Below are 25,138 nucleotides of genomic sequence, written 5' to 3'. Positions count from 1 at the left end.
GGTCCCCCTCTGGGATACCGTCTGGCCATGACAACTGTCGTGAGCGACACGGGGGTAGGGCCGCTGCTACGCGGTTGGCGTGAGCAGCGGCGGTTGAGCCAGCTGGAGCTGGCGCTGCGCGCGGACTCCTCGGCGCGGCACATCTCGTTCGTGGAGACGGGTCGCTCCCGGCCCAGCGAGGAGATGGTGCTGAAGCTCGCCGAGCACCTGGAGGTGCCGGTGCGCGAGCGGAACGCGCTGCTGCTCGCCGCCGGATACGCGCCCCGGTACGCGGAGTCGCCGCTCGACGCCCCGCGGCTGGAGACGCTGCGGGAGGGCATCGAGCGGTTGCTGCAGGGGTACGAGCCGTATCCGGCGCTGGTGGTGGACGGCTCGTACACGGTGGTGGCGGCCAACCGGGGCATCGGGCTGCTCCTCGACGGGGTTGCGGAGCATCTGCTGACGTCGCCGCTGAACGCGATGCGGCTCACCCTGCACCCGGAGGGTCTGGCGCCCAGGATCCGGAATCTGCCGGAGTGGCGCGGGCACCTGCTGCACCAGATGGAGCGTCAGATCGGGCTCGCCCGTTCGGAGTCGTTGCGTGCGCTGTACGAGGAGGTGTCGGCGTATCCGCTGCCGCCGGGCGCGGACGCCGACGGCGCATCGGGCGCCCCCGGGCCTGAGGACGTGTACCCGTACTTCGCGCTGCCGCTGCGGATCGAGCACGACGGGCAGGTGCTGTCCTTCGTGTCGTCGATCTCGACGTTCAACACCCCGCTGGACGTGACGGTCGCCGAGCTGGCCATCGAGACGTTCCTCCCGGCCGACCCGGCGACGGTCGCCTACCTCCAGGCCCTGCCGCCGTTCAGCGGCTAGGTCGTCTCCGTCAGGCAAGATCCGAAGGAGACGGCCCAGCGGCGACGGCCCGCAGGGCCGCCCACTGGGCGAGGGCGAAGCCGCCGACGGTGGCCGCCTGCATCGGCGTCCACACCAGGCCCGCGGTGGTCGGCTCCAGCCAGGCGACGAGGGCGACGATGCTGAGGACGGCCCAGAGCGCGTTGATGTCGACGACGAGCTTCACGCCGAGCGCCGGGGGCTGCGGGCGGCTCGCGAGCCAGGCGACGCCGGCGGCGTACACGGTGAGCAGGATGCCGAGTTCGAGCAGGAGCCCCTCGTCGACCCCGAGGAACTCCCCCAGCTGGCCGGAGGCGACGGCGTAGGCGATCCCGTTGGCTCCGGTGACGACGGCGTCGAGGGCGAGGAAGCGGCGCACCGCGGACTGGGGTCGGGTGGTGCGGGCAAGACCTGCGAGCAGGGCCTGGGACATGACGGATCACCCTCCATGGGGGACGTTCGCGCTGGTGGTGGGCCCGGAGCCCGAGCGGAGTGCGCCGCCCGGGTTCCGGTGTTCATGAGCATGCCGGGCGGGGCGGAGGGGGTCGATTACGTGCGAGGTAATGCGGCCCGTCTTGCGGGCTCGCTCACACCACCCGCTCCCCCATGTACTGAGGGCCACAACGTTCGCTGAAGTCCGCCTACGTCCGCTGGGTGTCGCCGCGCGTGGCTCCCCGTCTGGCTCCCCGAGCCGGCAGGGAGCCGCTCCTGGCCGTCAGGCACACCACGCCCTCCGCCCCTCCGGGGCTGGGAGCGGCCTGGAACACTGCAGAGCACGCGGCTCCGCCGGCCCAACCATCCGGTCACTCGAAGTCCCAGCTCAGAACCAACTTCTGTCCAGTGAAGCCCCATTGTCAGTGCTCCGTGACAGCCTGTCCTGCAATGAACGGCACCATCGGGAGGGGTCCCAACTTGCAGACTGAGAAGGCGCTCAAGAGCTGGCTCACGCCTGAGCAGTACGCCGCTGCGGTGGCGCCGGAGCCGGAAGTACTGGCCTTGGCCGGCGCGGGTTCCGGCAAGTCCCGCGCGCTCGCGGGAAGAGTCGCGCACCGCATCGCCACCGGGTCTGCCCCCGAGTCGATCGTCGCGTTCACCTTCACGGAGAAGGCGGGCGAGCAGATCAAGACCCGCGTCGCGGCCGCTCTCCAGGAGTGTGGCCTGGACCCGCTCCTTGTCGGTGGCATGTACATCGGGACCATCCACGCGTGGTGTCGCCGTGTTCTCGGTGACATGGACGCCCGGTACCGCCAGTTCGATGTCCTCGACGAGATGCAGTTCCGGATCTACCTGATCTCTCGGTACCCCAAGCTGGCGATCAACGCGGTTCGCGATGCCCACCCCACGGCCAAGGGCGCCCGCCGCGGATACTTCGAGGCGCTCAAGCAGATCAGCCGCGCGTGGCAGATGATGAACGACGAGCTGCTGGACCCGCAGCAGGTCGCCGGCGAGGATCCCGAACTCGCGGCCGTCCTGGAACGTCTGCGATCCAACATGGAAAACGACCACTTCATCGACTTCTCGCTGATGCAGCGGCTCGTCGTGGAGGCCCTCGAATCTGGAGACCAGGGGGCGGTGCAGGCACTCGCCCCGCTCCGCCACGTGCTCGTGGACGAGTACCAGGACGTGAACGTGGTCCAGGAGCGACTCATCGCGCTCATGCACGAGCACTCCGAGACCCTGTTCGTCGTGGGCGACGACGACCAGGCGATCTATGGATGGCGCGGCGCCGACGTGACGAACATCCTGGAGTTCGACAAGCGCTACCCCAAAGCCTCCGTGCACAAGCTGCTCACCAACTTCCGTTCCACGTCCGCCATCGTCGAGACGGCGGGAGACTTCGTTGCGGCAGAGGTGGGCGCGATGCGGCTGCCGAAGGTACTCCGGGCACACGCCAACCACAGCCCGCGGGAGTTCGCCGTCCAGCAGTACCCCAGCAGGCAGGAAGAAGCTGCCTTCGTCGCCGACCGCATCGAGAGCCTTCTCGGTACGGAGTACGAGGAGCCCGACGGCACCCGCAGGGGGCTCACCCCTGCGGACTTCGCCATCCTCATGCGCTCTACGAACACCGAGGAACAGGACGAGACGAAGCGACACACTGCCTTCGTCAACGCACTCTCCGCCCGGAACATCGTCTACGACCTGGACTCGGGTGCGCAGCTCTTCGATCGTGCTCAGCCGGCCGCTCTCCGCAACGCCTTCGAGTTGATGCGGGACGGCACCCCGGACCGGAGTCAGGTCGATCACCTGTTCCACGCCGAGCTCTCGAAGGCGTTTCCCCTGGCTCAGCTTGAGCGGGTAAGGCGCGTCTTCGCCGACTGGGGGCGACGCATCCACATGCCCATCGCGCCGGGTGTGCCCCGTCAGCGGCTCTTCCCGCAGAAGCTCCTGCACGACCTGCTGGAATCCCTGAACGTTGCCGCCAGCGGCTTCGACGACGGTGTCATGACGGACCTGGGAACGTTCAGCCGCATCATGCAGGACGTGGAGTCGGTCTACGTCTCCATCGACAGCAAGTCCCGCTTCGGGGAGCTCCTCAACTTCCTGCAGAACGTGGCCGGCACTGGCTACGACACCGACGGACAGATGATGACCCGGCCCGACGCCGTTTCCGTCTCCACCGTCCACAAGGCCAAGGGGCTGGAGTTCCCGGTGGTCTTCGTCGTCGACGTTGAGGCCAACCGCTTTCCCGGCCGGCGGCACAACTACGACGGCTGGATCCCCGCGGCTCTGATCCAGCAGGCGCTGGACAACGGCTCGTACCAGACCGGGACCGCCGGTGAGGCGCGGCTCTTCTACACCGCGATCACCCGTGCCGAACGCCACCTCTACGTCACCGGTTCCGCTCAGCTTCCCGGTGGCAAGCGGCCGGCGCGGGTTTCCCCCTTCGCGGCCCGCCTGACGCATGCCGAGATCCGGCGTGACCTTCTGGAGTCTGGTGCGCCTCCGCTCGTGGCACCTCCCGCTGCCCAGCCGCGACGGCGTGGCGACGAGTCCGTGCTCCCGACGACGTACTCCCAGATCCACACCTTCATGCGCTGCCCGCACGCCTACAAGCTCAGCGTGGTCAACGGCTTCTCGCCGCACATTCCGGAGCTCTTCGGGTTCGGGCGGGCGGTACACGCTGCAGTGGGCAAGCTGCACCAGGCCTACACCAACAGCAGTGCGCCCACGCCCGACGAGGCCCGGTCCATCGCGGAGGACCTCTTCCATCTCAAGCATGTCTCGCCGAGTTCGGACCCGGTCAACCGGCCGGGCGCCTACGAACGTGCTCTGCAGAAGTCTTCGGACATCGTGGCTGACTACGCCAAGGACTACGCCGAGGACTTCGAGACGAAGCGGCAGGTCGAGCTTCCCTTCGAGATCCCCGTCACGGGTGCCGTCATCTCCGGCGCCATCGACCTCCTGCTCAGCGTCGACGACACCGACAAGATCCAGGACGCCAAGGTCGTCGACTTCAAGACCATGCAGGGCGGCCCGGACGCCGTGAACAACCCGGACCTCCACTGGGAAGACCTCTCGCTCCAGGTGCAGCTGTACGGCCGCGGAGCCGACCTGGTCCACGGAGCCAACGCCCGCACGGGCGCGGTTCACCTCCTCAAGGACAGCCAGAGGATCGACGTGCCCGTCGACCAGGACGCCGTCGACGCGGCGGTCGCCAACGTGGAGTGGGCGGTCAACCGCATTACCGAAGGCGACTTTCCCCAGCGCGCATCCGAGAGGAAGTGCGACGGCTGCGACTTCGTCCAGCTGTGCGCCCAGAAGGTAGAGGACTTCGCCACCTCGAAGGTGCCGCCGGAGCTCCACCTGCCGGACGGGACCGGAGGGAAGGTCTTCCGCCACATCGCCGCGTTCTCGCAGACCGGGCCCGGATGCTGATCGAGTAGGGGAAAAGCAGTGTGGGGCCGCCAGCACCGAGGCGGCCCCACGGGCAACTGCCCATGCGACTACTGCGGGCCCGCCGGGGCCTGGAGCGCTGGTGAAGCTCGGCGCGGCCCCTTCTTGAGAACTTCGAGCGCGCTCTGAACCTCTGCGTCGCCGTCATCGCGGCCAACCGCTGTGCGGTACGCGTAGGAGATCACGGAGAGGTCTTCGTCGGCGATCTTCCAGGGGGACGTGCAGTGGAGATTTCCTCCAGAGGCGACAGGCTCGACTCCAGTGCGGTCGAGATGGATGGAGTGCACGACCACCAGCGCGTTGGCCGGGTAGTACTTGCGCTGCTTCTCCACCTCGGCCCTGGTGAGGATCACGTCGTGGCCAGCGGACGTCGTCCCCTTCACCTCGACATGCAGTCGCTCGTCTCCTCGCTTGAGCAGGAGGTCGAAGGACTCCCGTGTACCGACGTCCTGCACCTTCCACCCCTGCGCCGCGAAGAACGCCGATGCGACGTTCACGCTGCGGCGCTCGATCGCCTGCCGTTCGGCGCTCGTGAGCCTGTAACCCTGCCCGGACCGACCCGTCCGGGAGGCGCCCCGCCCGCGGCGTCCAGCAGTAGCCGCCGCGCTGCGCTCCGCCTCCAGAACTTCAGGTGACGGATCGCCAGGGATGTGTGGAGTCAGGCGCTCGGCTGCGTAGACCGTCTGAAGCAGACCCAACATGTAGCACAGGTCCGCCAGAAGCCGCTCCTGCGCCGGCAGCGCCTCACGTGAGTACTCGATCGCCACGACGTTTCCCGGCTCGTAGCCACGCCCTAGCGGTGTGCGCGCGTCCAGACGGATTTCCTCGCAGAGATCGGTGCGGGTGGCCATCTTCTCTGCGAGGAGCGGACGAGCCCATCCGACCCTGGCTCTGAGGTCTTCGATCCTGCGCGCCTTGAAGTCGCCGCCTGTCCACACCGTTGTGCCTTGGTTCAGGGACAGGTAGACACGATCGCCAGTGCCGCTGAACAGGTACACGACGTACCAACCAGTTGTGGCACTTGGCGACATCACCGGGTCACAGACGCGAACCCACGGGACCTCAGTCTTGAGGCCGGTACCGTCCCGCCCTTCAATGCCCAGCATGTCCCTTGTCACCCCTAGAGCCTCAGCCAAACCGGCGGACTGCTCCCGCAAGAGATCCGGTATTTCCTGACGGATGCAGACCCCTCGCTTCTGCATCTCCTCCGTGTTCTGGGCCGTCCATGCGCCCTGCAGGTCAAGGACCTTGCTCAAGAGATCGTCCACACATGTGAGCGTAGACCTCCCCTCGGACACCGGGGTGGGAAGGACGTTCTTCATGCCGATGCACCCTCCTGCTGCTTGTTGCGGAGGAAGTGGCGGGCCTCCCCTCCAGCCTCAGGCGCTTGCTGCTAATCCAGGTCGCAGCGGCCAAGGAACGGTGACTGCCGGTGGGTGTTGGTGCCTATGGGCCGCCCTCGCACGGCCCATAGACGGCCCAGCATTGATCGGTACGGGGCCTGCCGTTCGGCCGACAACCAGCAAATTCGCTCGCGTCCGCCTGGGCCTCAGCCGACGACAGCCAGCCACGACGGCGGGCCTGCCGAACGACCAGGCGCGCGTGTTCCTCGCTCCACCCCCACCGGCCTCAACCACGCTGCCTCTGCGTTGTGTCGAGCAGGTCGAGCACCGCGCCCCCATCTCTGCTGGCCGCACTTCCACCTGAAGGCCGCTCGCTCAGCACAGCCACAACTGATCACCGGCGACCGTGACCTGCGGCCGCCTAACCGACCAACGCTCTGACCTGCTGCTGAGCTGTCGGCAGTTGTCGACGTTGGTCATCGTTGAGCGCCCTTCCACGGCCCGAGGACGGCCCGGGAGGGCGCTCAGGTGTACGGCGACAGGCCTTGGCCGGGTTGCCTCACGCGCAACGCCGGGGCTCGGCATACCGCCGCTCAGACACGAGCGTGACCAGCGTGTGAAGTGCAAGGGTCAAGGCCCCTGGAAAGCTTCCATATGCCTCCAGGTACTGTCCAGAGGGTTCAACCAGGAGCTCGTCAGCCGCCGTCATCAGGGATTCGAGTCTGTCCTTTTGTAGGCGTTGCAGCACATTATCAGTTTCAAAATGAAGCATTGAGAAGCGGTTGGCAACGGACTCGTTAAATTGCTGAAGGTCGTCAAGTTGAAAGGTGAACGGGTAAGTCATCAGGGCCTTCGTGCATTCCTCCTGCGTGCGCCTCAAAAGTGTTCTACCTTCGCCCCCCTGAAGGAATGTATCTATGTGGGCAACCTTGGCATCCTTGGCATGGAGGCCAACCACTAGGTGGGGTGCATTGACAAGCAGACGCTTCTTCTTGCGTGGTCCTGCGATTTCGTTAACGAATTCTATGTATCCATTAAGTGCTAGGACCTGCTTGATTGGCCCAGATCCGGGCGTCCATTCTATTATCCAACTTCCGTAGTGCTCGGTGAAGGATGTCACGATTCCATCGCGCAATTCGGGCGTGAAGCAGATTCGATCGACCATGCAGAGTGGAAACTCTATGCCGGCCCCGTGGAATTCCTGAGTCAGCGCGGTGTAATTAGGTCCGACCGTATTTTCGCATGCGAGGACGCAAAGACTGTCGCAGTCGTCCCTCTTCCTGCGTGCTGTTAGCGCTTTGCGGAGATCCCCTGTGAAATCTTCCAAGCCTCGCTCGGTGAGCGCCATGGTCAAAAGGCGTACGTCGGGGCTACATATAGAGTTTACGAGTTCCTCAAGGTTCTTCGAGTCTACGACCCTGAAACTGCTGCCGAGTTCGACTCGATTGCGATCTCGGCCGCCCGCCAGCGAGGGGAACTCGTGTACATATGAACCGGCCCTTTGTATGCCTTGGACAAGCTCCCAAGATATGCTCGACGCCCTGTGGGCTAGGGTAATATCGAAATGCCGGGCCGTCAGCGGAATTATTAGGCCAAGGCCGAGTGCGCCTGCGCCAATGTGAACGTGTCGCATCGGCGTCGCCTCCGCGATTCGCTAGCAGTCAATTACTGGCATTCGGTCAGAGTACTCTTCCCCGAACTTTGCGAAGGCTTCAACTGTCTCGCTGCATTGGTTGCACTTTTCCACATGCTCGCGAATACTGCTAAGCTGGCTTTCAGGGAGGCGACCAAATGCGAATTCCCTAAGCGTGCCCGGCTCCTTGTGGCTCCGGGCTTCCCTCCGTCGACGTGTTACCGCAGCGTGCATTTCTTGAAGGTCGTGGTCCCCGGTGTTTTCCTCGCTCATTCGGCTGTGACCCTCATCGTTCGACGCCGTAGGTGAGCGCTTGAAAGTGGGCACGCTACCTCCACTTTAGTTGGGCCATGGAGCATCAAGGGACAATCCGCTTCTTGTGAGGTAAAGGCCATGTGTATTCACGGCCTGACCGCTGAGTGTCGCGATAAGTCACAGCGGCTACAGGTAACCTCATGATGCCACTCCAGAGTTGCCTCTTGCGTGTGGCAATCGACACACGCAACTGTGGGTGTCCGCGCTATACCCCAGATGCTCACTGGTGTCGAGATGGTCGTATGGAGTTCTTGCCTTCAGCTTGCGCTTGAGATGGGAGAGACGCATCTCGGGATTTCACGATCACTTGCGCCCTGAGGTCGGCGGAGCGGCTTTGGACTGGATCTGCTTTGGGGCGAGTGATCATGGCCCCGTAAGCTTCCAGCGCGTCGGGCAGTCTGTGGACCTGCCCGGCAAAGCACGACGTTGGGGCCGTGATCTTAGAGGCTCGCCCCGACGTGGCTGCCTAAAGCTGTGGAGCCGACCGGCCCAGCCACAGAGAGTGTCCCCCACTTCATGCCCGCAGCCGCGAGCGCGCCGCCGGGCGCGGCCAGCCGGGGCGAAGACAGGAGGCAGGCCGCGCCGCAGAGGCGGCGCGCGCCCGCGCTGTGCGCGGGCCATGATCAGCCAGAGAAAGCTGCCGTGCTGGGCTGCTGCACACCCCGTGCAGCGAGCGAGGCCCGAACCTTCGTCCGGGCTTCTCGCCCGTCCACGCTCTGCAGGATTCGAATCCCGCCCGGAACCTCTGGACGGAGATCCTAGGAACTCTAGGGGAACTCGACCTCCGCCGGCCGCGCGGGCCGGTCGGCGGGCTTGTCGATGCCGAGACTCCCCCGCGGCGCGCACACGTCGCACATCTCCAGGTCCGTGTACTCCTCGACCGCGCCCATCACACCGTCGAGGTCCAGGAGCTCCCCGGCCCCACACCGGGCCCTGAGGCCGCAGTTTCCCCGGTGGAGCATCGAATGGCCTTCGAGGGTCTGGGGCGCCGAGACCACCCACGCCTGCTCGCGGCGCGCGACCTCCCGGCGCCGCTTCTCCTCGGCGTCCTGGGCCTCCAGCTCGTGGATCTCCCGCTCGGTGACCGCGGCCTGGTAGCGCAGCCACTCCAGCAGCGTCCGCTTCTTCTCCAACCGATCGGCTATCGGCATCCCCATGGCGGAGTCCCTGCTCACGCCGCCCCGCCGCCGGCGGCGCTAGCGGCGTCCGGCTGGGCCTTCGGGTGAAGCTTCAGCTCCAAACGAGCCTTCACCAGCCCCGCGTCCTTCTCCAAGGTGGCCCAGTACGGGTGTGTGGAAACGGCGACCGACAGCTCCCGGACGAGGTCCCACAGGCGCTTCTCCTCGGCCTCCTGCTCCGGCGTGTATCCGGGGGACGCGTCGCGGCCGCCCGTGACCTCTCCCGTGTGCGGGTGCGCTGTACCGGGCCAGCCTGGCAACGGCTCCACAGACCAGGGGAGAGCCCGGCACAGGGCCGTGTACTCGGCGCGGGCCTGGTGGAGACGCTGCTGGGTCTCGATCAGGTCATCAGGGAAGGGAGGGGTGTCAGCCACACTCGAATCAGACGTCTGTTCGATTATGTGGATGGTCCACGCCCCGACTCGCGGAAACCACCTGTGCCGAAGCGCGATAGGTGTCACCAAGGCAGGCCTGTTGTCACTGGGCCGTCGAATTAGTCGAACGGGGCGGTGTCAGGTTCCCAGCCAGGGTCTTGCTCGTAGTCGCTGAAGCGCTCCATGGTCATTCCGGCCAATTCGAGTTCGTCTCGTGACAGGTCAAGCCCACAGGGCAGACAGGTGAACTGGCGGGGGAGGAACCACTCCCCGTCATGCGGGTCACCAGATGTCCACTCCCGGCCGCGGACACTGCCTTGGCTATTGCAGGCGGGGCAGGTCATGGGCAGACTCAGCCCCCAGATCTCCGCAGAGGCGAGGCTTGCCTTGAGGGCCTCGCGATCGGGCGTACTGTCGAGGCGGTGTGTGAAGTCGCTCCCCGCCTTCCGGGCTTTCCGGATCTTCATGTCGTAGCGGAGCTGCTGCTCTCCGATGGACGTCTCCACGATCTGCTCGCTCAGGGCGTGGTGTGGTCCCCAGAAGGACTCGGAAGTCCGGGACATCGCGGGAAGGAGCTGTTCCACGCACAAGATCCCAGCGGTCAGCAGCTGCCGACAGTCGCTGGGAGTGGCCGAACCCATATGCGTGAGTCCGTTGCGGTTGTCCCGGAGCGCGACCAAGTCATCGCTCCTCTGGAACGGCTTGCCGAGCCGGGTCTCTGCGCGTTCCATGGCTATTTTGCCGCCGATGGTGTGCGGCTTGTGGCGAGTCTTGCTGTCGCTGAGTGCAAGCCGGTTGGCGTCGGTGAGCCGTTCGTTCGGCATGAGGAGTGCTTCGTCGATCGAGGCCAGGTACGACTTGCAGAGATGTTCAATGGCGACTGCCATGTGGTGGATAGCGAAGTCGGAGTCGTCTGGGCCAGCGGAATCGGAATACGAGTCGAGCGCTGTTTCGGCCCACCGCCGGGCGGAGTTGAAGAGATGATCGTGGGTCTCAGACACCTGACAGACGATAGAACACGGCCCCCGTGGGGTACGGCTGCGACAGATGCCCGTCCGCTGACTTCAGCATGCCTCCTGCTTCGCGTGCGCTTGGTGACAGGTAGCGCGCCAATCTGGTGACAACCGGCGTGCCTTGCGGGGCCCCTCTGCCAGGTCAGTGGGCGCCGGTGGTGACACCTATCGTGCTTCGGCACACCACCACTCGCACGGCCCAGCATCAGCAGCCCGGACACAAGGGCCCGCCTTCGTTTCGAAGGGTGTTGCCCTGTGCGTTGGTGTGCTCCGGTGCAGTCTCCCGAGACTAGGGGCGGACGTACACCGCAGTGGCGTCATCGTGCGGCTTGCTGCGTGGCCAGTGGGTCATGGAGGCATCCGTCAGCTCCGCTTCACGGACTCGCCTGATCAGCGACTCCGGCCCCTGGTCTTCGAGGATGTCGAGGCACCCCGTCCAGTCGGTCAGGGCGAACGTCTCCGTCAGCCGTGCAGCTCCATCTGTCAGGAGGGCCGCCCGCACCACATCCTCCCTGGGGCAGGACCCGAACAGGGCCGCTTCGGCGGCTCGCGGGTCTGCCGCTGCTACCCAGTAGCCACCCGGGCGGTTCCGGAGCGCTCGCTCCGCCTGCACAAGGAGGGAGTGGAGCTGGCGCCGCTCGGCAGAGCCCGGCGGTGCGGCGTTCATGGCGGCCCGATCCTCCTGGGCCACGGACGCCAGCCGGTCATCCGAGATCGCCTCCACCGAGTGCCCGCGCTCAAGAAGGAGGGTGCAGTCACCCAACACGAGCCATTCGACGGCATCCTCGCGCACCCGGAGCGCAGCAACCGTTGCCGAGGGGGAGAGCGCGTCTTCGACGGCGCAGGTGCCACGATGCAGGTCTGCTGTATGGGCGATCGCCAAGGCCAGGGCGTCCTGGAGCGTCTCACTGCTGCTTGCTGCGGAGCGCAGCGCGGCCCCCAAGGTCCTGGCGAACCACGAGACGCCATGGACACACGGGGGACGTAGCGCGTCGGGCATGCCGGCGCCGTCCAGGAGTACGGCCACGCCGTCATCCCAGATCGCGAAGTCCTCGTTTTCGCGACCTGGGCGACCGCTGCTAAATGCCTCGACACGCATGTCAGGCTGCCTCGTGAAGCAGCACGCCGCTTGCCGCTCGGCTCGCCTTCACCGACTTATCTTCGGGGGCGTAGTCGCACGCCACGACCATGGAGAACGGCGACGTGCCCACCTCCTCGTAGAGAGAGGCCAGATTCGCAGTCAGGTAGTGGGCAACGCCCAGCGACCCGACTGCGTGTACTCCAGCGATCAGGATGAAGGTCCCCTGTCCGTCCGGCCGAGGAAGCCTTCCCAGGTAGGCCACATCCGCCGGCGCCGCGCCCTGTGGGTCGTCACTCGGCGACGTATAGGCCTTGCCGCTCTCTCGCTCGACGAGAGCCCATCGCCCATCGGGCAGAGTCTCGAACGAAAGCCGGGGGTCCAGGCTGAGCGCGGCAGCAGCTGCGGCAGAGGACTTCGGTCCACAGACGACGACGAGATCATCACGGTTGAGGTCGATCTCTCCCGAGACCGGGATGTACTGGAGCTCTCCTTCGAGCTGGAGGCTCTGGGCCAGGGCCAGCATCTTCTGTCCCGTGGAACTGTCTTCCACCGCCACGTACTCCCGCTCACCGGGCCGCGTCGGCACAGCCACCTGCACGTGCTGGGTCCCGAGGAACGCGCGCTCCGGACGCGGTCCGGCGTCCTTGAGCTGGGCGACGCGTGCTCGGCTCACACCCATGAGCTTTGCCACGTCGGCCATTGAATGACCGTTTTTCCGCAGCCACGCGATGCTCTCTTTGCGCATGCGTGAGGTCTCGATGACAGCGGCTTGCAGCTCTGTCATGAGATCAGCAGCAGCTTTGGCGCGCAGGGCGTGGTCCTGCATCGCCGAGACCCGCCGAACTTCCTCGATCAATGTCTGCCTCGCGTATCGGTTCAGGGAGTACCTCTCAGACCCCATGTTAAGGGGGGGTTGACATCAACCGCCAGCCACCGGCATGCTCTGTGGCAACCCCCCCTTAACAGGAGTGGTTCCGGACGGCTCGGGTGGTAACCCCCCCTTGCCAGGTGCTCGACGCCCGGAGAGCTCCGCGAAGGCGGGTCGGCTCGATGGAAGCGACTGATGGCTTGAGAACTCAACAGAGCGCGATCTGGCGGGGTGAAACTCCCCGCCCCTGCGGCGGCCAGGTAGGGCCGCCCGGCGGCACCTTGCTCCTGTGCAGCTCTGGAGACCATCCGACTGGATCATCCCTCCCCTTCTGGGAGGTCAGCCGCTCGGATGCCACCTGGCACACGGCCGCCCTGCTGGCGTCAGAGCAGTGACGATGACGCACCCGATCCGGCTCGGGGCGACGGCCTGTGGCAACAGGGCCTTCGTGAAGCCTCTGCCCTGCTTCTGTGACCTGCGGGAGCCCTCAATGCATCGACGAAGACCCTGGGCGCCGTCCCTGCCCGACCGGCACGACGGCCACGCCCACCGAGTCACCTAACCTCCGGAGCCACTCGGCTGCGGCCGGTTGCCTCCTCCGCCCGTCCGGCCCCGTTCACGGGTTGCCGTACGGGCGGAGTGGCGGGGAGCCGGAGAGATTCCCTGGTTCTAACGGCGAGACCCCCCGGTGTTCGAGCACCGGGGGGTCGGTTCGGGCCGTTCCTGTCTGAGAGGAACACACCCAATGTTGTCCATCGCTGCACTTCAGGCCGTTGTTACGGCCACCCCGTTCGATGGTGAGCCGTCGGACGCCGAGCTGGACGTGATCGAGCTGGAGATGCCGCTGATCCTGGCGGACGTCGAGCTGCTCGACGCGGTGATCAACACGCTGGACCGTCCGGCGACCAAGCTGGACGAGCGGCGGATCCGCCGGGCCCGTCACCGGGTCGTGGCGGCCCGCCGGGACCTCACCAACCGCGCCGCCCTGGCCATGACGGGCGGTGCCGCGTGAGGGCCCGGACGCTGGCGGACCTGTCCGCCCCGCTGCTGGCGCTGCGGCTGTTCGGCGCGGAGTTCGCCCACATGCCGGCGCCGACGGTGGAGGTCTCGCCGATCTACCCGGAGCGGCTGGAGCTGTCGTTCCACGACGACTTCGCCGCCTTCGAGGCGTGGCGCGAGGCCCTGAACATCGCCCCCGAGTCGGTCGTTCACCGCGTTCAGCTCGGCGGTCAGACCGGCGTCCTGCGCGTTCACGCGACGTTCGCCGGGGCCGAGCTGATGCTGATCGGCTACGCGAAGGTCCCGGCCCCGGTGCCGGTGCTGGCGGGTTCGGGGGCGGTCTCGTGAACGGTGTTCAGATCCGTTCAGCGGAGCGGGCCCTGTCGGTGGGCACGTGGCTGATCGTGTCCGGCGCGATGCTCTACTCGATCCTCACCGTCACCCCGCTGATGCGGGCGCACACGCCGGATGAGTGGGACTGGACGGCGCCGATTCTGCCGCTCGTGGTGGACGCGGCGGTCGTCATCGTGGTCCGTCTCGACTCCGTCCTGGCCCGTCTCGGCGGGAATGGCGGCAGGTGGCCGGTCGTGCTGCGGTGGATGACCGGCTGCATGACCCTGGCCCTGAACGTCGCAGACTCCGCCCTCAAGAAAGACCTGGTCGGAGTAGCGGTGCACGCGGTGGCACCGCTGCTGCTGATCGTCACGGCGGAGACCGGTCTGGCCTACCGCCAGGGGATCACAGAGGCACTGAACGCGGCGCATGAACGTGAACAGGCCGAGCGACAGCAGCGGGAAACGGCCGCTGCCGAACGTGCCGAGGCGGACGAGCAGCGGACCCGCGAGAAGCGGGAGTTCGACGCTCGGATGGCGCGTGAAGAGCGCGAGCACGAGGCTTCCCTGGCCCGTGAACAGTCCGACCGTGAGGAGCGCGCACGGCGTGAGGAGCGCGAGCGGATCGAGGCCGCCGAGCAGGCGGAGCGGGCCGCGCGTGAACGCCGTGAGCGGGAGCGTGAACAGCAGCAGGCCGAGCGTGAACGCCTTGAACGCGAGGCCGCCGCACGCGCCGAGCAGGCACGTCGGGAGCGTGAGGAGCGGACCCGGCGTGAACAGCGCGAGCAGGCCGAGCGCGTCGAGCGTGAACGCGCCGAACTCCTCGCCGCCGGTCCGGCGCAGAAGAAGCAGGGCGAGGAGCAGGCCCGTAAGACCGTGGCCGCCGCCTACACGGCGGGGGTGCCGGTGCGGCAGGCCGCCGAGCTGTGCGGCTGGTCGATCGGCTGGGTCTCCAGCCGCTACCAGGAACTCCGCGACCAGGCTTCCGCCCGGTCTCTTGAGGGGGCTGCGCAGTGATCCCCGTCTACCGCTGGCGCCTGGCCCCTGAGGGTTTGGCCACCTTCCGGCAGCTCCGCACCCTGGGGCTGCGGCCGGGTGGTCAGCCGGTGGTGGCCCAGCTCGAACGTCCCCGCCGCCGGCGTGAACCGCTGGTCGCTTTCCTCTACCGCGTCGACCTGGCCCGGCCGGTCCGGCCGATGACGCCGGCCCGGTGGGCGGCCCTGGAGCGGGCGAACGCGGCCCGGCGGATCTGCCCCGAGTGCGGACGGGACGCCGGGTACCGGATCCCGTCCTCGCTCGGCATGTGCGTCCCGTGCGCGGACGCTCCCCAACTCGCTGCCTGACCTGGAGGTTCCTCGTGAACACCAAGATTCGGCTCCACAACACGATCATGGCGAGCGCGGGACTCGCGGCCGTCGCCTACGGCTTCTGGGTCGCGCTGCGGCTGGACTCCTACGCCGTGCCGCTCTGGCTGTCGGCGTCGTGCGGCTACGCGATCGCCTCCGGGCTGATCACGCTCGCCTCCCTCGCGGCCCACTCGCTCAGCGAGTCGACGTACGGGTGCACGATGCCGGGCTGCACGTTCTCCGCCCGCCTGCGCTGGGCCGGTCCGGCCGAGCACAGGCGCTGGCAGGAAGCCGCCGCCGCCCACCCCGACCACCGCATCCCCCGTCCCTGAGCCGGAGGTTCACCATGCAGAACGAGCAGCCGCAGGGCACGCACCACTACGTCCTGACCCTGGACCTGCCCGGCCGGGAGATGGCGACCTGGACCGGCACGGTCACCCCCGGCACGGCCGACACCCGGTACGACGTCTACGTCTTCCTGAGGAAGCACGTGACGGCCGACCGCCCGGACTTCGCCCGCGCCAACGTCACGTTCTTCGCGTTGGAGTCCAACGCACTCTGACCTGCACATTCACAAGGGCCCGGCCGCTTCCTTCCACAGTCCCGGCCGGGCCCTCTCGTCTCCCTAGGGAGGTAGCAAGCATGACCGATGTCAGCATCGAGCCGGTAGTGGGCGAGCAGGCCCCGCCGGACGTGCCCCAGTCCCCGCCGCCCGCCACCACCGAGACGGTGGCGCCGGCCGAAGCGGTGCAGCACACGGCGGGTGGGTGGCCGGTCGTTCCGCTCGCCCTGACCGGCGCGAACGCCACGGTGACGCTCCTCGCCGGGGCCGCCTTGGTCGGCGGGCCCATCGCGGCGGCCGTCGCCGCGACCGGCGCCGTCGTTCTGGGCGCGATCACCGCCCGCACCAACAAGACCACCGCCAAGCAGGCCCGGCAGGCGAAGGCGGGCAAGCACGGCACCGCGCGCGGTGAGGCGGGACGAGTCCCGTCCCAGCCCAACCGCGCTTCCGCCTCCGGGACCCGTGCGGGAGCGAGTTCCTCCGCTCAGGGGCGGAAGTCCGCTCGCTCCGGGGCCGCGTCGGGCACGCTCCGCTCGGCGAGTGGGCCTTCGGCCGGTCAGCGCAGCGGCCGGAAGAACAGCGGCCCGGTCGGGGTCTCGGCCGCGTCCGGGTCGAAGGTCTCCGGCCTGAAGGGGCGGGCGTCCGGCAAGGGGTCCGGCGGTTCGTCGGTGAAGCCGCGGGGACGGGTCGGGCAGGTCAAAGCGCTGCGTGACCAGGCCCGTACGGCCTCGCCGTCGAAGGCCGAGCGGCGCGCGGACACCACAACGGCTCGCCGTCAGGTCGCCGACGCACGCCGGGCCGCGAAGGACACCGCCCGCACAACCGCCGCCGCGAGGAAGGGACCGGTCGGCCGGACGGTCGGTAAGGCCGCCGGCCACATCGGATCCGCCCGTGGGACGGCCATAGGACGGCTGCGTAAGTCCCGTGACACCTCGGCAGCCGGGAAGGTCGCCGAGCAGCGGTCGGAGGTCCGCAAGGCCCCGGCGCGGGCCCAGGCCCGCAAGCAGTTGTGGAAATCCGCCGCCCGGTTCCAGGGCCGCCGCCTCCTCGCGGCCCTGCTCGCCGGGGCGCTCGGCATCGTCGGCATGCTGACGACCCCGCTCGGCCGGAAGCTCGGCTGGGCCTGGCTGCAGAACCCCGGCCGCCGCCTCTACGCCCGCCTCATGAAGCAGGCCCTCGCCGAGCGGGAGGGCCGCGACGAGGCGATCCGCGACCAGCGGGAGACCGATGAGGCCGCCGCCGACGCGGAGGCGGCCGAGCAGGACGGCGAGCAGATCGGGGACACGGCCGAGCGTCCGGCCGGTGTCGTCCCCACCACGCCCACCAGTGGAAACAGCGAGGGAGAGATCGTGTCGGGTTTCCGGTTCGAGGAGTACGCGGCGGAGATGGAAGCGGCCGCCAACAGCTACGAGCCCGAGGACGCCATGGAGATCCTCGCCATGGTCGAAGGGCTCCCCGCCGCCCTCACGAGCGTGGCGAACGTGATGAAGATCCTGGCCGAGCGCGCCGACTCCGAGTTCCCGCTGGAGAAGGAGGTCGCGGACGGCTTCAGCGACATCTACGGCGCCCTCATGAGCGCGGTCGCGGTCGCGGAGGACATGGGGCCGCTGTTCCGGCAGGCCCACGAGCAGGACATCGCCCGTCACGAGGACCCGCGCAACGGGCCCGAGGCCGAGAAGGGATGGAACGTCTGATCATGCCTGCCAACACCGCCACCACCACGGGGCCGGTGTGGGACTGGGCCGCCGGTCACGGACCCGTGACCGGCGCCCTGTCCGCCACCACCGGAGCCCTCGCCCTCGCCACCACCGGCGCCGCCACCGGCATGCCCGCCGGATGGGCCCTCGCCGCCGGCGCCGCCGGAGCGATCGGCCACACCGTCACCAGCCTCCGCGAACGCCTCGCCGCCCGCACCATCTCCATGCGCGCCGCATCCTGGCTCCTCGGCGCCGGATGGACCACCTGGGCCATCACCCACGGCCCCCTCACCTGGACCGCCCTCGGCTCCCTCGCCACCCTCGGCGTCGGCATCGGCGCCGCCGCCCGCTCCACCCTCCTCCACGAGGAAGCCCGCGAACTGGAGACCATCGCCGCCGCAGAACGGCAGGTGTCGCGTGAACTGTCGGCCGAACGGCGTGCCATCGCCGCGGAGTGGGTCGACCGGGTCCAGCGGGTGTGCGGCGGGATCACCCTGCGGGTCCTCGCCGTGGAGATGTGGCCGACCGGAACCGGGTTCACCATCGACGCCGAACTCCCTCCGGGCGGTGTCACCTACGAGCGGATCGCTCAGGCGAGCGCGCAGCTGTCCGCCGACGCCCGTCTCCCGCACGGCTGCACCGCCACCGCCTCCCAGGGCATCGACCAGGGCCGCGTCCTGATCGACGTCACCACCGTCAACGTCCTGGTCGGCGAGATCGTCTACCCCACCGACTACACGCCGCTGTCCCTGCACACGGGGCTGCCGTGGGGGGTGCGGCCGGACGGGCGGGAGGTGCTGGCCTACCTGCGCGAGCAGTGCGGCCTGATCGTCGGGCCGACCGGGTCAGGCAAGACGAACTTCGTCCACACCATCCTGGCCGGGTTCGCCCGCGCCACCGATGTTCTGACCTGGGTCATCGACCTCAACGCCGGATCCGCCGGCCTGCCCTGGATCCGCCCCGCCCTCGCCACCGGGCAGGAGGGGCAGGCGATCCGTCCGGGGGTCGACTGGCTCGCCGCCACCTACGAGGAAGCGTCGCTGATGCTGGACGCGGCCGTGCGAATCGGCAAGCACCGCAAGGTCGCCTACCAGGACCTCATGGCCAGGGCCGACACCGACCTGCTGCCAGTCTCCGCTCAGATCCCGCAGATCATGATCGTGATCGATGAGGGCGCCGAGATCCTCGCCAGCAGCGACCCGAAGATGCGCAAGCTGGCCGCGAAGATCCTGGAGGTCATCCGGCTGCTGCGGGCCATGGGCATCCGCACCGTCCTGACCGCTCTTGGGGCGACGGGTTCGGTGCTGGGCAACCTGATGATCCGGCGTGAGGCGAAGGCCCGTGTCTGTCTGACGGGCGGGGAGGTCGACGGCATGGACCTGTCCAAGGTCTTCCCCGGAGCCCGAGGCTTGAAGGTCTCCCAGGCCCCGTATAAGGGAGCCGGGTTCATGGGCACGCCGGAGTCCCCGGCCGGGCTGTTCAAGTCCTGGCGGATCAAGCCCAAGCAGATCGGCGACATCGTCCGCGCCACCGCCGCCCTCCACCCCCGCCTCGACGACACCTCCGCCAAAGCCGCCGGACCCGACTACGCCCGCCGCTGGGACCAGGCCCGCACCGCCTGGATGCGCGACACCCTCACCACCACGGACAACCCCACGGCTACCGAGGAGACTCCGGGACGGCCGGGGCTCAACCTGTCCGCCCACCGCGACGAGCGGCCGCCCGCCCCCGCGTCCACCCTGGACGAGAACGCGATCGACGCCCGGTTCATGGCCCTGGTCGACGCCGAGTACGGCCGCACTCCCGCCGAGCCCGACACCGGCGCCGAGGACGAGCCCCCGCCCGCCGGACTCAACCTGTCCGCCCTCCGCAAGGACCGGGAGGACCAGGGCGGCCCGGACTGGCTGCCCGCCGCCATCGAGGCGATCAAGGCCGCCGGGCCGGACGGCATGAAGCCCTCCGCCGTCGCGGACACCGTCGGGCGGAGCCGGCACGGCGTCCGGGCGGTACTCAAGGCAGCGGCAGAGCGGGGCGAACTCGTCTACCGCGACCGGGGTCCGCACTCCGTCTACGTCCACCCGGACCACGCCTGACAGCGGCACAGAGAGCTACTGGTCAGTGGTCACTGGAAACTTTCCACTAGCCAGTAGAGAGGCCCTCTACTGGACACTCAGGGGTCTTGAACTGGGCTGTTTCCACTATCCAGTAGCCACTGTCCACTGACCACTAGATCCACGCAGCGTCACCAGGCCCGGCGGGCGGCACCTCACCAAGAGGCGCCGCCCGCCGCCGTTGAAGGGACCGAGTTGTGCACTCCCAGACCCCGTACGAGATCACCCCCACCACCCGCTACGGCGACCCGCACCACCGCCCCGCCGCGGTGCAGCAGCCGGTGATCCTGCCCGCGGAGATCCCGCCCGGCGTCGACTGGGTCACCCTCCCCAACGGCGTCCGCACCCTCGCCTACACCCAGCCCACCCCGACGCCCACCGCCCCCGCGGCTGCCTCGCAACCGATCCCGGCATGGGCCAAGACCACCGCCCTGCTCGCGCCCACCGTCGGAGGCGGGATCGCCGCCGCCGGCATCGGACTCTCCTACGCCGCACCGGGACTCATCGCCATGAGCCACGCCCTCTGGTCCGCCGCCGCACTCGTCGTCGCCGCCGTCATCGTCGTCCCCGTCCTCATCCGCACCGCCCGCCGGACCACCGGCAGCGGTGGCGGGACCAGCTCGACGACGCACATCACGCAGAACATCACCGCGACCGGACTGTTCGGCCGCGCCAACGGCACCATCAACCACCACTGAGGAGCACCCGCATGGCCCACATCCGGATCACCTCCTACGGCACCGGACACGGCGACGACCCGACCGTGCCCGACCCGGTCGTCGTCGACACCACCGCGCTGCACAACCCGCCCGCCGACCCGACCGTCCGCGAGACGCTGACCCAGCTCACCGGACGGCACCCGACGTCGCCGCCTACGTCCTGGCCACCCCCGGCGCCCACGACCTCATCGAGACCGCCCGCCGCAGCGTCGAGCAGCGCATCGCGGACGTCGAACAGCACATCGACGTCCACGTCCACTGCTACGGCGGCCGGCGCCGCTCCGTCGCCGTCGCCGAACTCCTCGCCGCCGACCTGTCCGTACTCGACGACTACGTCCACACCCACCACCGCCACATCAACCAGCCGATCCTCCCCACCCGCACCCCCGCCTAGGAGGCCCGCATGAGCCGACTCCGCCTCACCGTGGCCGCTGGGCCCCGACGGGCCCTGGTCCTGACCGACACCCCTCAGCCCGAGTGCCAGGCGTGCGAGGGGTGGGGCGACTACGTGCGCGCCTTCAACGACCTTCCTTCCTACCGCGAGTACGCCGAGTGGGAGACCTGCGCCTGCTGGGACGCGAACCGCCGCTGGGTCCTCCTCCCGCTCCCGTCCCTGCCCCGCCACCGCACCCCGGTGACCAACCCGCGCGGACCCGGCGGGTACTCCGATGAACCGCCCTTCTGACCCGGCCATGAACCTCAACTGGGGCGACGCCCGGCACTTCGACCACACCCAGGACCGGCCCTGCTGCCTGTGCGGCAGGCCCACCCCGATGCGGTCCCACGCCTCAGAGCCCGTCCACAAGGTGTGCGCCGAGGACTGGAACGCCACCCACCCCGGAGAGCCCCGCCGCTACACCCGACCCGGACTGAACCGGCCCCAGCACGACGTCGGCACCTGGCGGTTCCACAACGACGGCCCCATCACCGACCAGCGGGTCACCGTCCTCACCCCGGTCACCACCGACGCCCCGCCCGCCGCCGTCGACATCGACCTCGAGCCGGGGCAACGCGACCTGTTCGCCGCCTAGCAGCACGAAGGGCGGCCCCGTCTCGGCAAAAGTCCGGGGCCGCCCTCATCTCCCGATCCTCAACAGACCTGTGGAGGTCTCCAGCATGACCCAACCCACCCCGATCCGGCGAGAGCGCGCCGCCCGGCCGCTCCTGCTGGACCTGTACTCCTGCGCCGGCGGCGCAGGACGCGGCTACAACTGGGCCGGACTCGACGTCCACGGCGTCGACATCCGACCCCGCCCCAACTACCCCTTCACCTTCGTCCAGGCCGACGCCCTGGAGTACCTCTCCGCCCTGATCGAATCCGGCGAGATCGAGCGGTACGCGCTCATCCACTCCTCCCCGCCCTGTCAGGACAAGTGCGCACTGACCGTAGGCACGAACAAGTCCAAGGGCTGGGGTGGAACCCATGTCGACCTGGTGCCTCCGACCCGGGAACTGCTGGAGGCGTCCGGGCTGCCGTACGTGATCGAGCAGCCCAACGGCAAGGCGGAGATCCGCAAGGACCTGTGGCTGTGCGGCGAGCAGTTCGGTCTCGGCGTGCTGCGGCACCGGAACTTCGAACTCGGCCGCTGGAGCGTCGCCCAGCCCGTGCACGTCCCCCATCGGGGCCGGGTGCGGGGGTGGCGGCACGGCGAGTACTTCGACGGCCCCTACGTCGCCGCATACGGCAACGGCGGCGGGAAGCCGTCCGTTCCGGAGCTTCAGGCTGCGATGGGCATCGACTGGACCGATGTCCGCGAGGAACTCACCGAGGCCATCCCCCCGGCCTACACCCGCTGGATCGGTGCCGCCTTCCTCGCCCAGACCCGCAAGGCGGTGGCCGCATGAACGCGTTCCTGGACGCCGCTCTGGAAGCGGCCGCGCGCGGCTGGCCGGTGTTCCCGCTCCGGCCCGGCGACAAGCGACCCGCCGGTCACGCCGAGGAGCGCTGCCCCGGCACCGGCCGGTGCGTGGCGGGGCACCGCACGCCGGAGGAGCGGGCCACCACCGACCGGGTCCAGATCATGGCCGCTTGGACCCACAAGCCCTACAACGTCGGCTTGGCCACCGGCCCGGCCGGGCTGGTGGTGGTCGACCTGGACCTCCCGAAGGCCGCAGACAAGGCAGCGCCCCCGGAGTGGGAGGGATTCCGGGACGGGATCGAGGTGTTCGCGGCCGTCTGCGAGCGCGCGGGACATCCCGTACCGGCCGACACGTACACCGTGCGCACCGGGCGCGGCGGGCTGCACCTGTACTTCACCGCGCCTGAGGGAAAGCGGCTACGTGGGAGCGCGGGGCGTCTGGGGTGGAAGGTCGACACGCGAGCCTGGGGCGGGTACGTGGTGGCCCCCGGAAGCGTGGTCCACCGCCGGCCGTACGAGGTCGTCAACGCGGTGGACCCGATCCCCCTCCCCACGTGGCTCTGTGACCTCCTCACCCCGCCGCCCGCACCCGCACCCCTGTCCGTGGCCACGCTGCGGGCCGGGATCGGGCGCGCGGACCGGTACGCCACCGCCGCCATGAACGGCGAGCTGGCCAAGCTGGACGCCGCCCCGGACGGCGAGCACAACCTCACCCTCTACCGGGCCGCGTACGCGCTCGGACGCCTCATCGCCGCCGGAAGCCTCTCGGAGCAGGAGGTCACCGACCGGCTCACCGAAGCCGCGCTTGCCAAGGGCCTCACCGCGTCCCGGACGGCATCCAGCATCCGCGACGGCATCCGCCGCAGCACCCGCAACGCCCTGTCCGGTGCCCAATGACCCACCACCCCCGCTCCGCCGAACCGGCCCCGACCACCCACAGCAGTAGCGCGCCGACGGTCGTCGCCGAAGGCGTCCTTTCTGGTCCTGACCCGCGCCCGACCGCCGGGCCCCGGATCGTCGGGATGCTCCACATCACCCTGCCCGACCGCAACACCATCCCCACGGCCACGTCCCGCTGCCAGTGCAGACGCGACCTGTTCGCCGTCGGACACCGCCGGGTCTTCGCCCTCGTCGACGACCACGCCGCCCACCGGGCCCTCTGCCCGCTCCTGACCGAAGGAAGGGAAGCCGCATGAGCACGCATGACCCTGAGCTTTGGGCCGGGTTTGAGGAGATGACCGCCGAGGACGTCGCCGGGCCCGTCTGGGACGAGCCAGTACCCCTCACCCCGCGCGGCCAACTCCCCGTCTTCCCCGTGGACGCGCTACCCGACTGGCTCGGCACCATGGCCGCCGAGGTGGCCGAGGAGACCCAGACCCCTGTCGACCTCGCTGGGTGCCTCGCGCTGGCCGTCCTCGGCACCGCCGCCGGCGGACGCGTCGTCGTCCACGTCCGGGGCCAGTGGCGCGAGCCGGTCAACCTCTACACCGCCGTCGCCCTGCCGCCCGGCAACCGCAAGAGCGCCGTGTTCTCCCTCATGACGCAGCCTCTCCTCGCGGCTGAGAAAGCCCTCGTCGAGCTGACCGCCCCGCAGCGGGCCGAGGCCGCCGCATCGGCGCGGATGTCGAAGGCCGCCGCTGAGAAAGCCGCGGCGAAGGCCGCGAACGCCGAGTCGGACAAGCGGGCCGGGCTGACTGCCGAGGCTGTCTCACTCTCCCAAGCGGCCGAGCAGGCCACCATCCCCGCCGAGCCACAGCTCGTCGCCGACGACATCACTGCCGAGAGTCTGACGACCACCCTCGCCCAGCAGGACGGCCGCATCGGCATCCTGTCCCCCGAGGGCGAGATCTTCGAGATCATCGCCGGACGCTACTCCGGCGCGCCGAACATGGGGATCTTCCTCAAGGGCCACGCCGGCGACATGGTCCGGGTCAACCGCATGGGCCGCGACGCCCAGCACATCGAACGTCCCGCCATCACCATGGGCCTGGCCGTGCAGCCCGACGTCCTCGACTCCATCGGGCAGATCAAGGGCGCCGACGGCCGCGGCCTGCTCGCCCGGTTCCTCTACTCCAAGCCCGAGTCCCTCGTCGGCCGCCGCAACCTCACCCCAGCGCTGCTCTCGGCCGACACGGCCGCCGCCTACGCCCAGAAGCTCGGGCACCTCGCACTGACCCTCGCGGCCTGGACCGAGCCCTCCGAGCTCACACTCACAGCCGAGGCCGACGCGGTGCTCCTCGCCTACCAGCGCGTCACCGAGTCCCGCCAGGACAAGGGCGGATCCCTCAGACCCATCATCAAGTGGTCCAGCAAGCGCGACGGAGCCGTCGCTCGCATCGCCGGGCTCCTCCACCTCGCCGCCCACCCCGCCGACGCGTGGACGCGGCCGATCGCCGCCGAGACGATGGCCGCCGCCACCCGCCTCGGGGACTACTTCACCGCCCACGCCCTCGACGTGTTCGACGCCATGGGCGCCGACCCCGCCCAGGAGACCGCCCACACCCTTCTGACCCACCTGCGCGAGACCCGCACCGCCACCTTCACCAAGCGGGAGTTGTTCCGGGGCCTCGCCCGCGGCGACTTCCCCGCCATGAGCGACCTCGAACCCGCGCTCGCCCTCCTGGAGGAACACGGCTGGGTCCGCCAGCAGCCCCCGCCGCCCCGAAGCGGACGCGGTGGCCGGCCGCCCTCCCCCCGCTACGAGACCCACCCCCGCACCACCCCTGGCGCCTGAAACCCCCCACCCTCTGACAGAACTGACAGAACCTCCCGACCAGCCACATGACCTGCGGAAACAGCCACTTTCGGAGCTCTGACAAAACCTCCGAAAACTCTGACAAAACCTCGACCCCGCCCGAGGGCCCCGCACTGACAGAACCCCCACCCGGAGGTTCTGTCAGAGTTTCTTGAGGTTTTGTCACGACGCTGGAAACGACCAAAC

Annotated in this window: 26 protein-coding genes; 17 read left to right on the top strand and 9 right to left on the bottom strand. The window is 68.9% G+C overall.

Annotated elements, in window-relative coordinates; translation table 11 throughout:
• Window positions 1-27 precede the first annotated feature (27 nt).
• The gene (locus tag OG514_RS25675; RefSeq protein ID WP_266898694.1) at window positions 28-855 is read left to right on the top strand and encodes a helix-turn-helix domain-containing protein; all 828 of its coding nucleotides are present in this window, start codon (window positions 28-30) and stop codon (window positions 853-855) included.
• 10 nt (window positions 856-865) lie between these two features.
• Here OG514_RS25675 and OG514_RS25670 read toward each other — a convergent pair whose 3' ends face one another.
• Window positions 866-1,306 carry a hypothetical protein gene (locus tag OG514_RS25670; RefSeq protein WP_266898692.1) on the bottom strand — a complete coding sequence of 147 codons (441 nt, stop codon included), beginning with the start codon at window positions 1,304-1,306 and terminating at the stop codon, window positions 866-868.
• 479 nt (window positions 1,307-1,785) lie between these two features.
• On the opposite strand from OG514_RS25670, the gene OG514_RS25665 reads away from it, so the two are divergent.
• Window positions 1,786-4,749 (top strand): ATP-dependent DNA helicase, encoded by a 2,964-nt coding sequence (locus OG514_RS25665; RefSeq protein WP_266898690.1) that lies wholly within the window; start codon window positions 1,786-1,788, stop codon window positions 4,747-4,749.
• A 68-nt stretch (window positions 4,750-4,817) separates the two neighbouring features.
• Here OG514_RS25665 and OG514_RS25660 read toward each other — a convergent pair whose 3' ends face one another.
• The 7 genes from OG514_RS25660 to OG514_RS25630 all read right to left on the bottom strand — a co-directional run bounded on the left by OG514_RS25660 (window position 4,818) and on the right by OG514_RS25630 (window position 12,605).
• On the bottom strand, window positions 4,818-6,035 hold the full coding sequence (locus OG514_RS25660) for a DUF3578 domain-containing protein (protein WP_266898688.1): 1,218 nt from the start codon (window positions 6,033-6,035) through the stop codon (window positions 4,818-4,820).
• 634 nt (window positions 6,036-6,669) lie between these two features.
• Complete coding sequence (locus OG514_RS25655; RefSeq protein WP_266898686.1) at window positions 6,670-7,743, bottom strand: hypothetical protein; 1,074 nt, start codon at window positions 7,741-7,743, stop codon at window positions 6,670-6,672.
• A gap of 1,082 nt (window positions 7,744-8,825) precedes the next feature.
• Window positions 8,826-9,215, bottom strand: a complete 390-nt coding sequence (locus OG514_RS25650) for a hypothetical protein (protein WP_266898684.1) — start codon at window positions 9,213-9,215, stop codon at window positions 8,826-8,828.
• A gap of 14 nt (window positions 9,216-9,229) precedes the next feature.
• A complete protein-coding gene (locus tag OG514_RS25645; protein WP_266898682.1) occupies window positions 9,230-9,610 on the bottom strand; it encodes a hypothetical protein in 381 nt (126 codons plus the stop codon).
• A gap of 119 nt (window positions 9,611-9,729) precedes the next feature.
• Window positions 9,730-10,611 (bottom strand): hypothetical protein, encoded by an 882-nt coding sequence (locus tag OG514_RS25640; protein WP_266898680.1) that lies wholly within the window; start codon window positions 10,609-10,611, stop codon window positions 9,730-9,732.
• Between the two features lie 301 nt (window positions 10,612-10,912).
• Window positions 10,913-11,722, bottom strand: a complete 810-nt coding sequence (locus OG514_RS25635) for a protein phosphatase 2C domain-containing protein (RefSeq protein ID WP_266898678.1) — start codon at window positions 11,720-11,722, stop codon at window positions 10,913-10,915.
• 1 nt (window position 11,723) lies between these two features.
• Window positions 11,724-12,605: a sigma-70 family RNA polymerase sigma factor gene (locus OG514_RS25630; RefSeq protein WP_266898676.1), complete on the bottom strand. Its 882-nt coding sequence runs from the start codon at window positions 12,603-12,605 to the stop codon at window positions 11,724-11,726.
• A 712-nt stretch (window positions 12,606-13,317) separates the two neighbouring features.
• Between OG514_RS25630 and OG514_RS25625 the strand changes: the two genes are divergently transcribed.
• The 9 genes from OG514_RS25625 (at window position 13,318) to OG514_RS25585 (ending at window position 20,317) form a co-directional block, all read left to right on the top strand.
• The gene (locus tag OG514_RS25625) at window positions 13,318-13,584 is read left to right on the top strand and encodes a DUF6284 family protein (protein ID WP_266898674.1); all 267 of its coding nucleotides are present in this window, start codon (window positions 13,318-13,320) and stop codon (window positions 13,582-13,584) included.
• Window positions 13,581-13,919: a hypothetical protein gene (locus OG514_RS25620; RefSeq protein ID WP_266898672.1), complete on the top strand. Its 339-nt coding sequence runs from the start codon at window positions 13,581-13,583 to the stop codon at window positions 13,917-13,919. The genes OG514_RS25625 and OG514_RS25620 overlap by 4 nt, the downstream gene beginning before the upstream one ends.
• On the top strand, window positions 13,916-14,920 hold the full coding sequence (locus OG514_RS25615; RefSeq protein WP_266898670.1) for a DUF2637 domain-containing protein: 1,005 nt from the start codon (window positions 13,916-13,918) through the stop codon (window positions 14,918-14,920). Before OG514_RS25620 ends, OG514_RS25615 begins: the two co-directional genes overlap by 4 nt.
• A complete protein-coding gene (locus OG514_RS25610; RefSeq protein WP_266898668.1) occupies window positions 14,917-15,246 on the top strand; it encodes an RRQRL motif-containing zinc-binding protein in 330 nt (109 codons plus the stop codon). Before OG514_RS25615 ends, OG514_RS25610 begins: the two co-directional genes overlap by 4 nt.
• Before the next feature lie 14 nt (window positions 15,247-15,260).
• Window positions 15,261-15,581 (top strand): hypothetical protein, encoded by a 321-nt coding sequence (locus OG514_RS25605; RefSeq protein ID WP_266898666.1) that lies wholly within the window; start codon window positions 15,261-15,263, stop codon window positions 15,579-15,581.
• A gap of 14 nt (window positions 15,582-15,595) precedes the next feature.
• Window positions 15,596-15,811 carry a hypothetical protein gene (locus OG514_RS25600; RefSeq protein WP_266898664.1) on the top strand — a complete coding sequence of 72 codons (216 nt, stop codon included), beginning with the start codon at window positions 15,596-15,598 and terminating at the stop codon, window positions 15,809-15,811.
• An 80-nt stretch (window positions 15,812-15,891) separates the two neighbouring features.
• Window positions 15,892-17,505: a hypothetical protein gene (locus tag OG514_RS25595; RefSeq protein WP_266898662.1), complete on the top strand. Its 1,614-nt coding sequence runs from the start codon at window positions 15,892-15,894 to the stop codon at window positions 17,503-17,505.
• Window positions 17,506-17,507: 2 nt separating this feature from the next.
• The gene (locus OG514_RS25590; RefSeq protein ID WP_266898660.1) at window positions 17,508-19,601 is read left to right on the top strand and encodes a hypothetical protein; all 2,094 of its coding nucleotides are present in this window, start codon (window positions 17,508-17,510) and stop codon (window positions 19,599-19,601) included.
• A gap of 239 nt (window positions 19,602-19,840) precedes the next feature.
• Entirely contained in the window at window positions 19,841-20,317 is a 477-nt protein-coding gene (locus OG514_RS25585) for a hypothetical protein (protein ID WP_266900959.1), read from the top strand.
• Window positions 20,318-20,351: 34 nt separating this feature from the next.
• On the opposite strand, the gene OG514_RS25580 is transcribed toward OG514_RS25585, so the two are convergent.
• On the bottom strand, window positions 20,352-20,678 hold the full coding sequence (locus tag OG514_RS25580; protein WP_266898657.1) for a hypothetical protein: 327 nt from the start codon (window positions 20,676-20,678) through the stop codon (window positions 20,352-20,354).
• Between the two features lie 63 nt (window positions 20,679-20,741).
• Here OG514_RS25580 and OG514_RS25575 point away from each other — a divergent pair, with 63 nt between their 5' ends.
• The 6 genes from OG514_RS25575 (at window position 20,742) to OG514_RS25550 (ending at window position 24,931) form a co-directional block, all read left to right on the top strand.
• Window positions 20,742-21,023, top strand: a complete 282-nt coding sequence (locus OG514_RS25575; protein WP_266898655.1) for a hypothetical protein — start codon at window positions 20,742-20,744, stop codon at window positions 21,021-21,023.
• Entirely contained in the window at window positions 21,007-21,369 is a 363-nt protein-coding gene (locus tag OG514_RS25570) for a hypothetical protein (protein WP_266898653.1), read from the top strand. Before OG514_RS25575 ends, OG514_RS25570 begins: the two co-directional genes overlap by 17 nt.
• An 85-nt stretch (window positions 21,370-21,454) precedes the next feature.
• A complete protein-coding gene (locus OG514_RS25565; RefSeq protein ID WP_266898651.1) occupies window positions 21,455-22,183 on the top strand; it encodes a DNA methylase in 729 nt (242 codons plus the stop codon).
• Window positions 22,180-23,094: a bifunctional DNA primase/polymerase gene (locus OG514_RS25560; RefSeq protein ID WP_266898649.1), complete on the top strand. Its 915-nt coding sequence runs from the start codon at window positions 22,180-22,182 to the stop codon at window positions 23,092-23,094. Before OG514_RS25565 ends, OG514_RS25560 begins: the two co-directional genes overlap by 4 nt.
• The gene (locus OG514_RS25555) at window positions 23,091-23,393 is read left to right on the top strand and encodes a hypothetical protein (protein ID WP_266898647.1); all 303 of its coding nucleotides are present in this window, start codon (window positions 23,091-23,093) and stop codon (window positions 23,391-23,393) included. Before OG514_RS25560 ends, OG514_RS25555 begins: the two co-directional genes overlap by 4 nt.
• Complete coding sequence (locus OG514_RS25550; RefSeq protein WP_266898645.1) at window positions 23,390-24,931, top strand: YfjI family protein; 1,542 nt, start codon at window positions 23,390-23,392, stop codon at window positions 24,929-24,931. The genes OG514_RS25555 and OG514_RS25550 overlap by 4 nt, the downstream gene beginning before the upstream one ends.
• Window positions 24,932-25,138: the final 207 nt, after the last annotated feature.

Source organism: Streptomyces sp. NBC_00572 (assembly GCF_026341815.1).
GTDB lineage: Bacteria > Actinomycetota > Actinomycetes > Streptomycetales > Streptomycetaceae > Streptomyces.
The sequence above is the reverse complement of the archived record's forward strand: the minus strand, read 5'-3'. Positions and strand labels throughout refer to the sequence as shown.

Coding starts and splice junctions, on each gene's coding strand:
- OG514_RS25625 (WP_266898674.1), top strand. CDS start 13,318: ATGTTGTCCATCGCTGCACTTCAGGCCGTTGTTACGGCCACCCCGTTC.
- OG514_RS25675 (WP_266898694.1), top strand. CDS start 28: ATGACAACTGTCGTGAGCGACACGGGGGTAGGGCCGCTGCTACGCGGT.
- OG514_RS25635 (WP_266898678.1), bottom strand. CDS start 11,722: ATGCGTGTCGAGGCATTTAGCAGCGGTCGCCCAGGTCGCGAAAACGAG.
- OG514_RS25630 (WP_266898676.1), bottom strand. CDS start 12,605: ATGGGGTCTGAGAGGTACTCCCTGAACCGATACGCGAGGCAGACATTG.
- OG514_RS25600 (WP_266898664.1), top strand. CDS start 15,596: ATGCAGAACGAGCAGCCGCAGGGCACGCACCACTACGTCCTGACCCTG.
- OG514_RS25555 (WP_266898647.1), top strand. CDS start 23,091: ATGACCCACCACCCCCGCTCCGCCGAACCGGCCCCGACCACCCACAGC.
- OG514_RS25550 (WP_266898645.1), top strand. CDS start 23,390: ATGAGCACGCATGACCCTGAGCTTTGGGCCGGGTTTGAGGAGATGACC.
- OG514_RS25565 (WP_266898651.1), top strand. CDS start 21,455: ATGACCCAACCCACCCCGATCCGGCGAGAGCGCGCCGCCCGGCCGCTC.
- OG514_RS25590 (WP_266898660.1), top strand. CDS start 17,508: ATGCCTGCCAACACCGCCACCACCACGGGGCCGGTGTGGGACTGGGCC.
- OG514_RS25595 (WP_266898662.1), top strand. CDS start 15,892: ATGACCGATGTCAGCATCGAGCCGGTAGTGGGCGAGCAGGCCCCGCCG.
- OG514_RS25670 (WP_266898692.1), bottom strand. CDS start 1,306: ATGTCCCAGGCCCTGCTCGCAGGTCTTGCCCGCACCACCCGACCCCAG.
- OG514_RS25650 (WP_266898684.1), bottom strand. CDS start 9,215: ATGGGGATGCCGATAGCCGATCGGTTGGAGAAGAAGCGGACGCTGCTG.
- OG514_RS25575 (WP_266898655.1), top strand. CDS start 20,742: ATGAGCCGACTCCGCCTCACCGTGGCCGCTGGGCCCCGACGGGCCCTG.
- OG514_RS25655 (WP_266898686.1), bottom strand. CDS start 7,743: ATGCGACACGTTCACATTGGCGCAGGCGCACTCGGCCTTGGCCTAATA.
- OG514_RS25560 (WP_266898649.1), top strand. CDS start 22,180: ATGAACGCGTTCCTGGACGCCGCTCTGGAAGCGGCCGCGCGCGGCTGG.
- OG514_RS25570 (WP_266898653.1), top strand. CDS start 21,007: ATGAACCGCCCTTCTGACCCGGCCATGAACCTCAACTGGGGCGACGCC.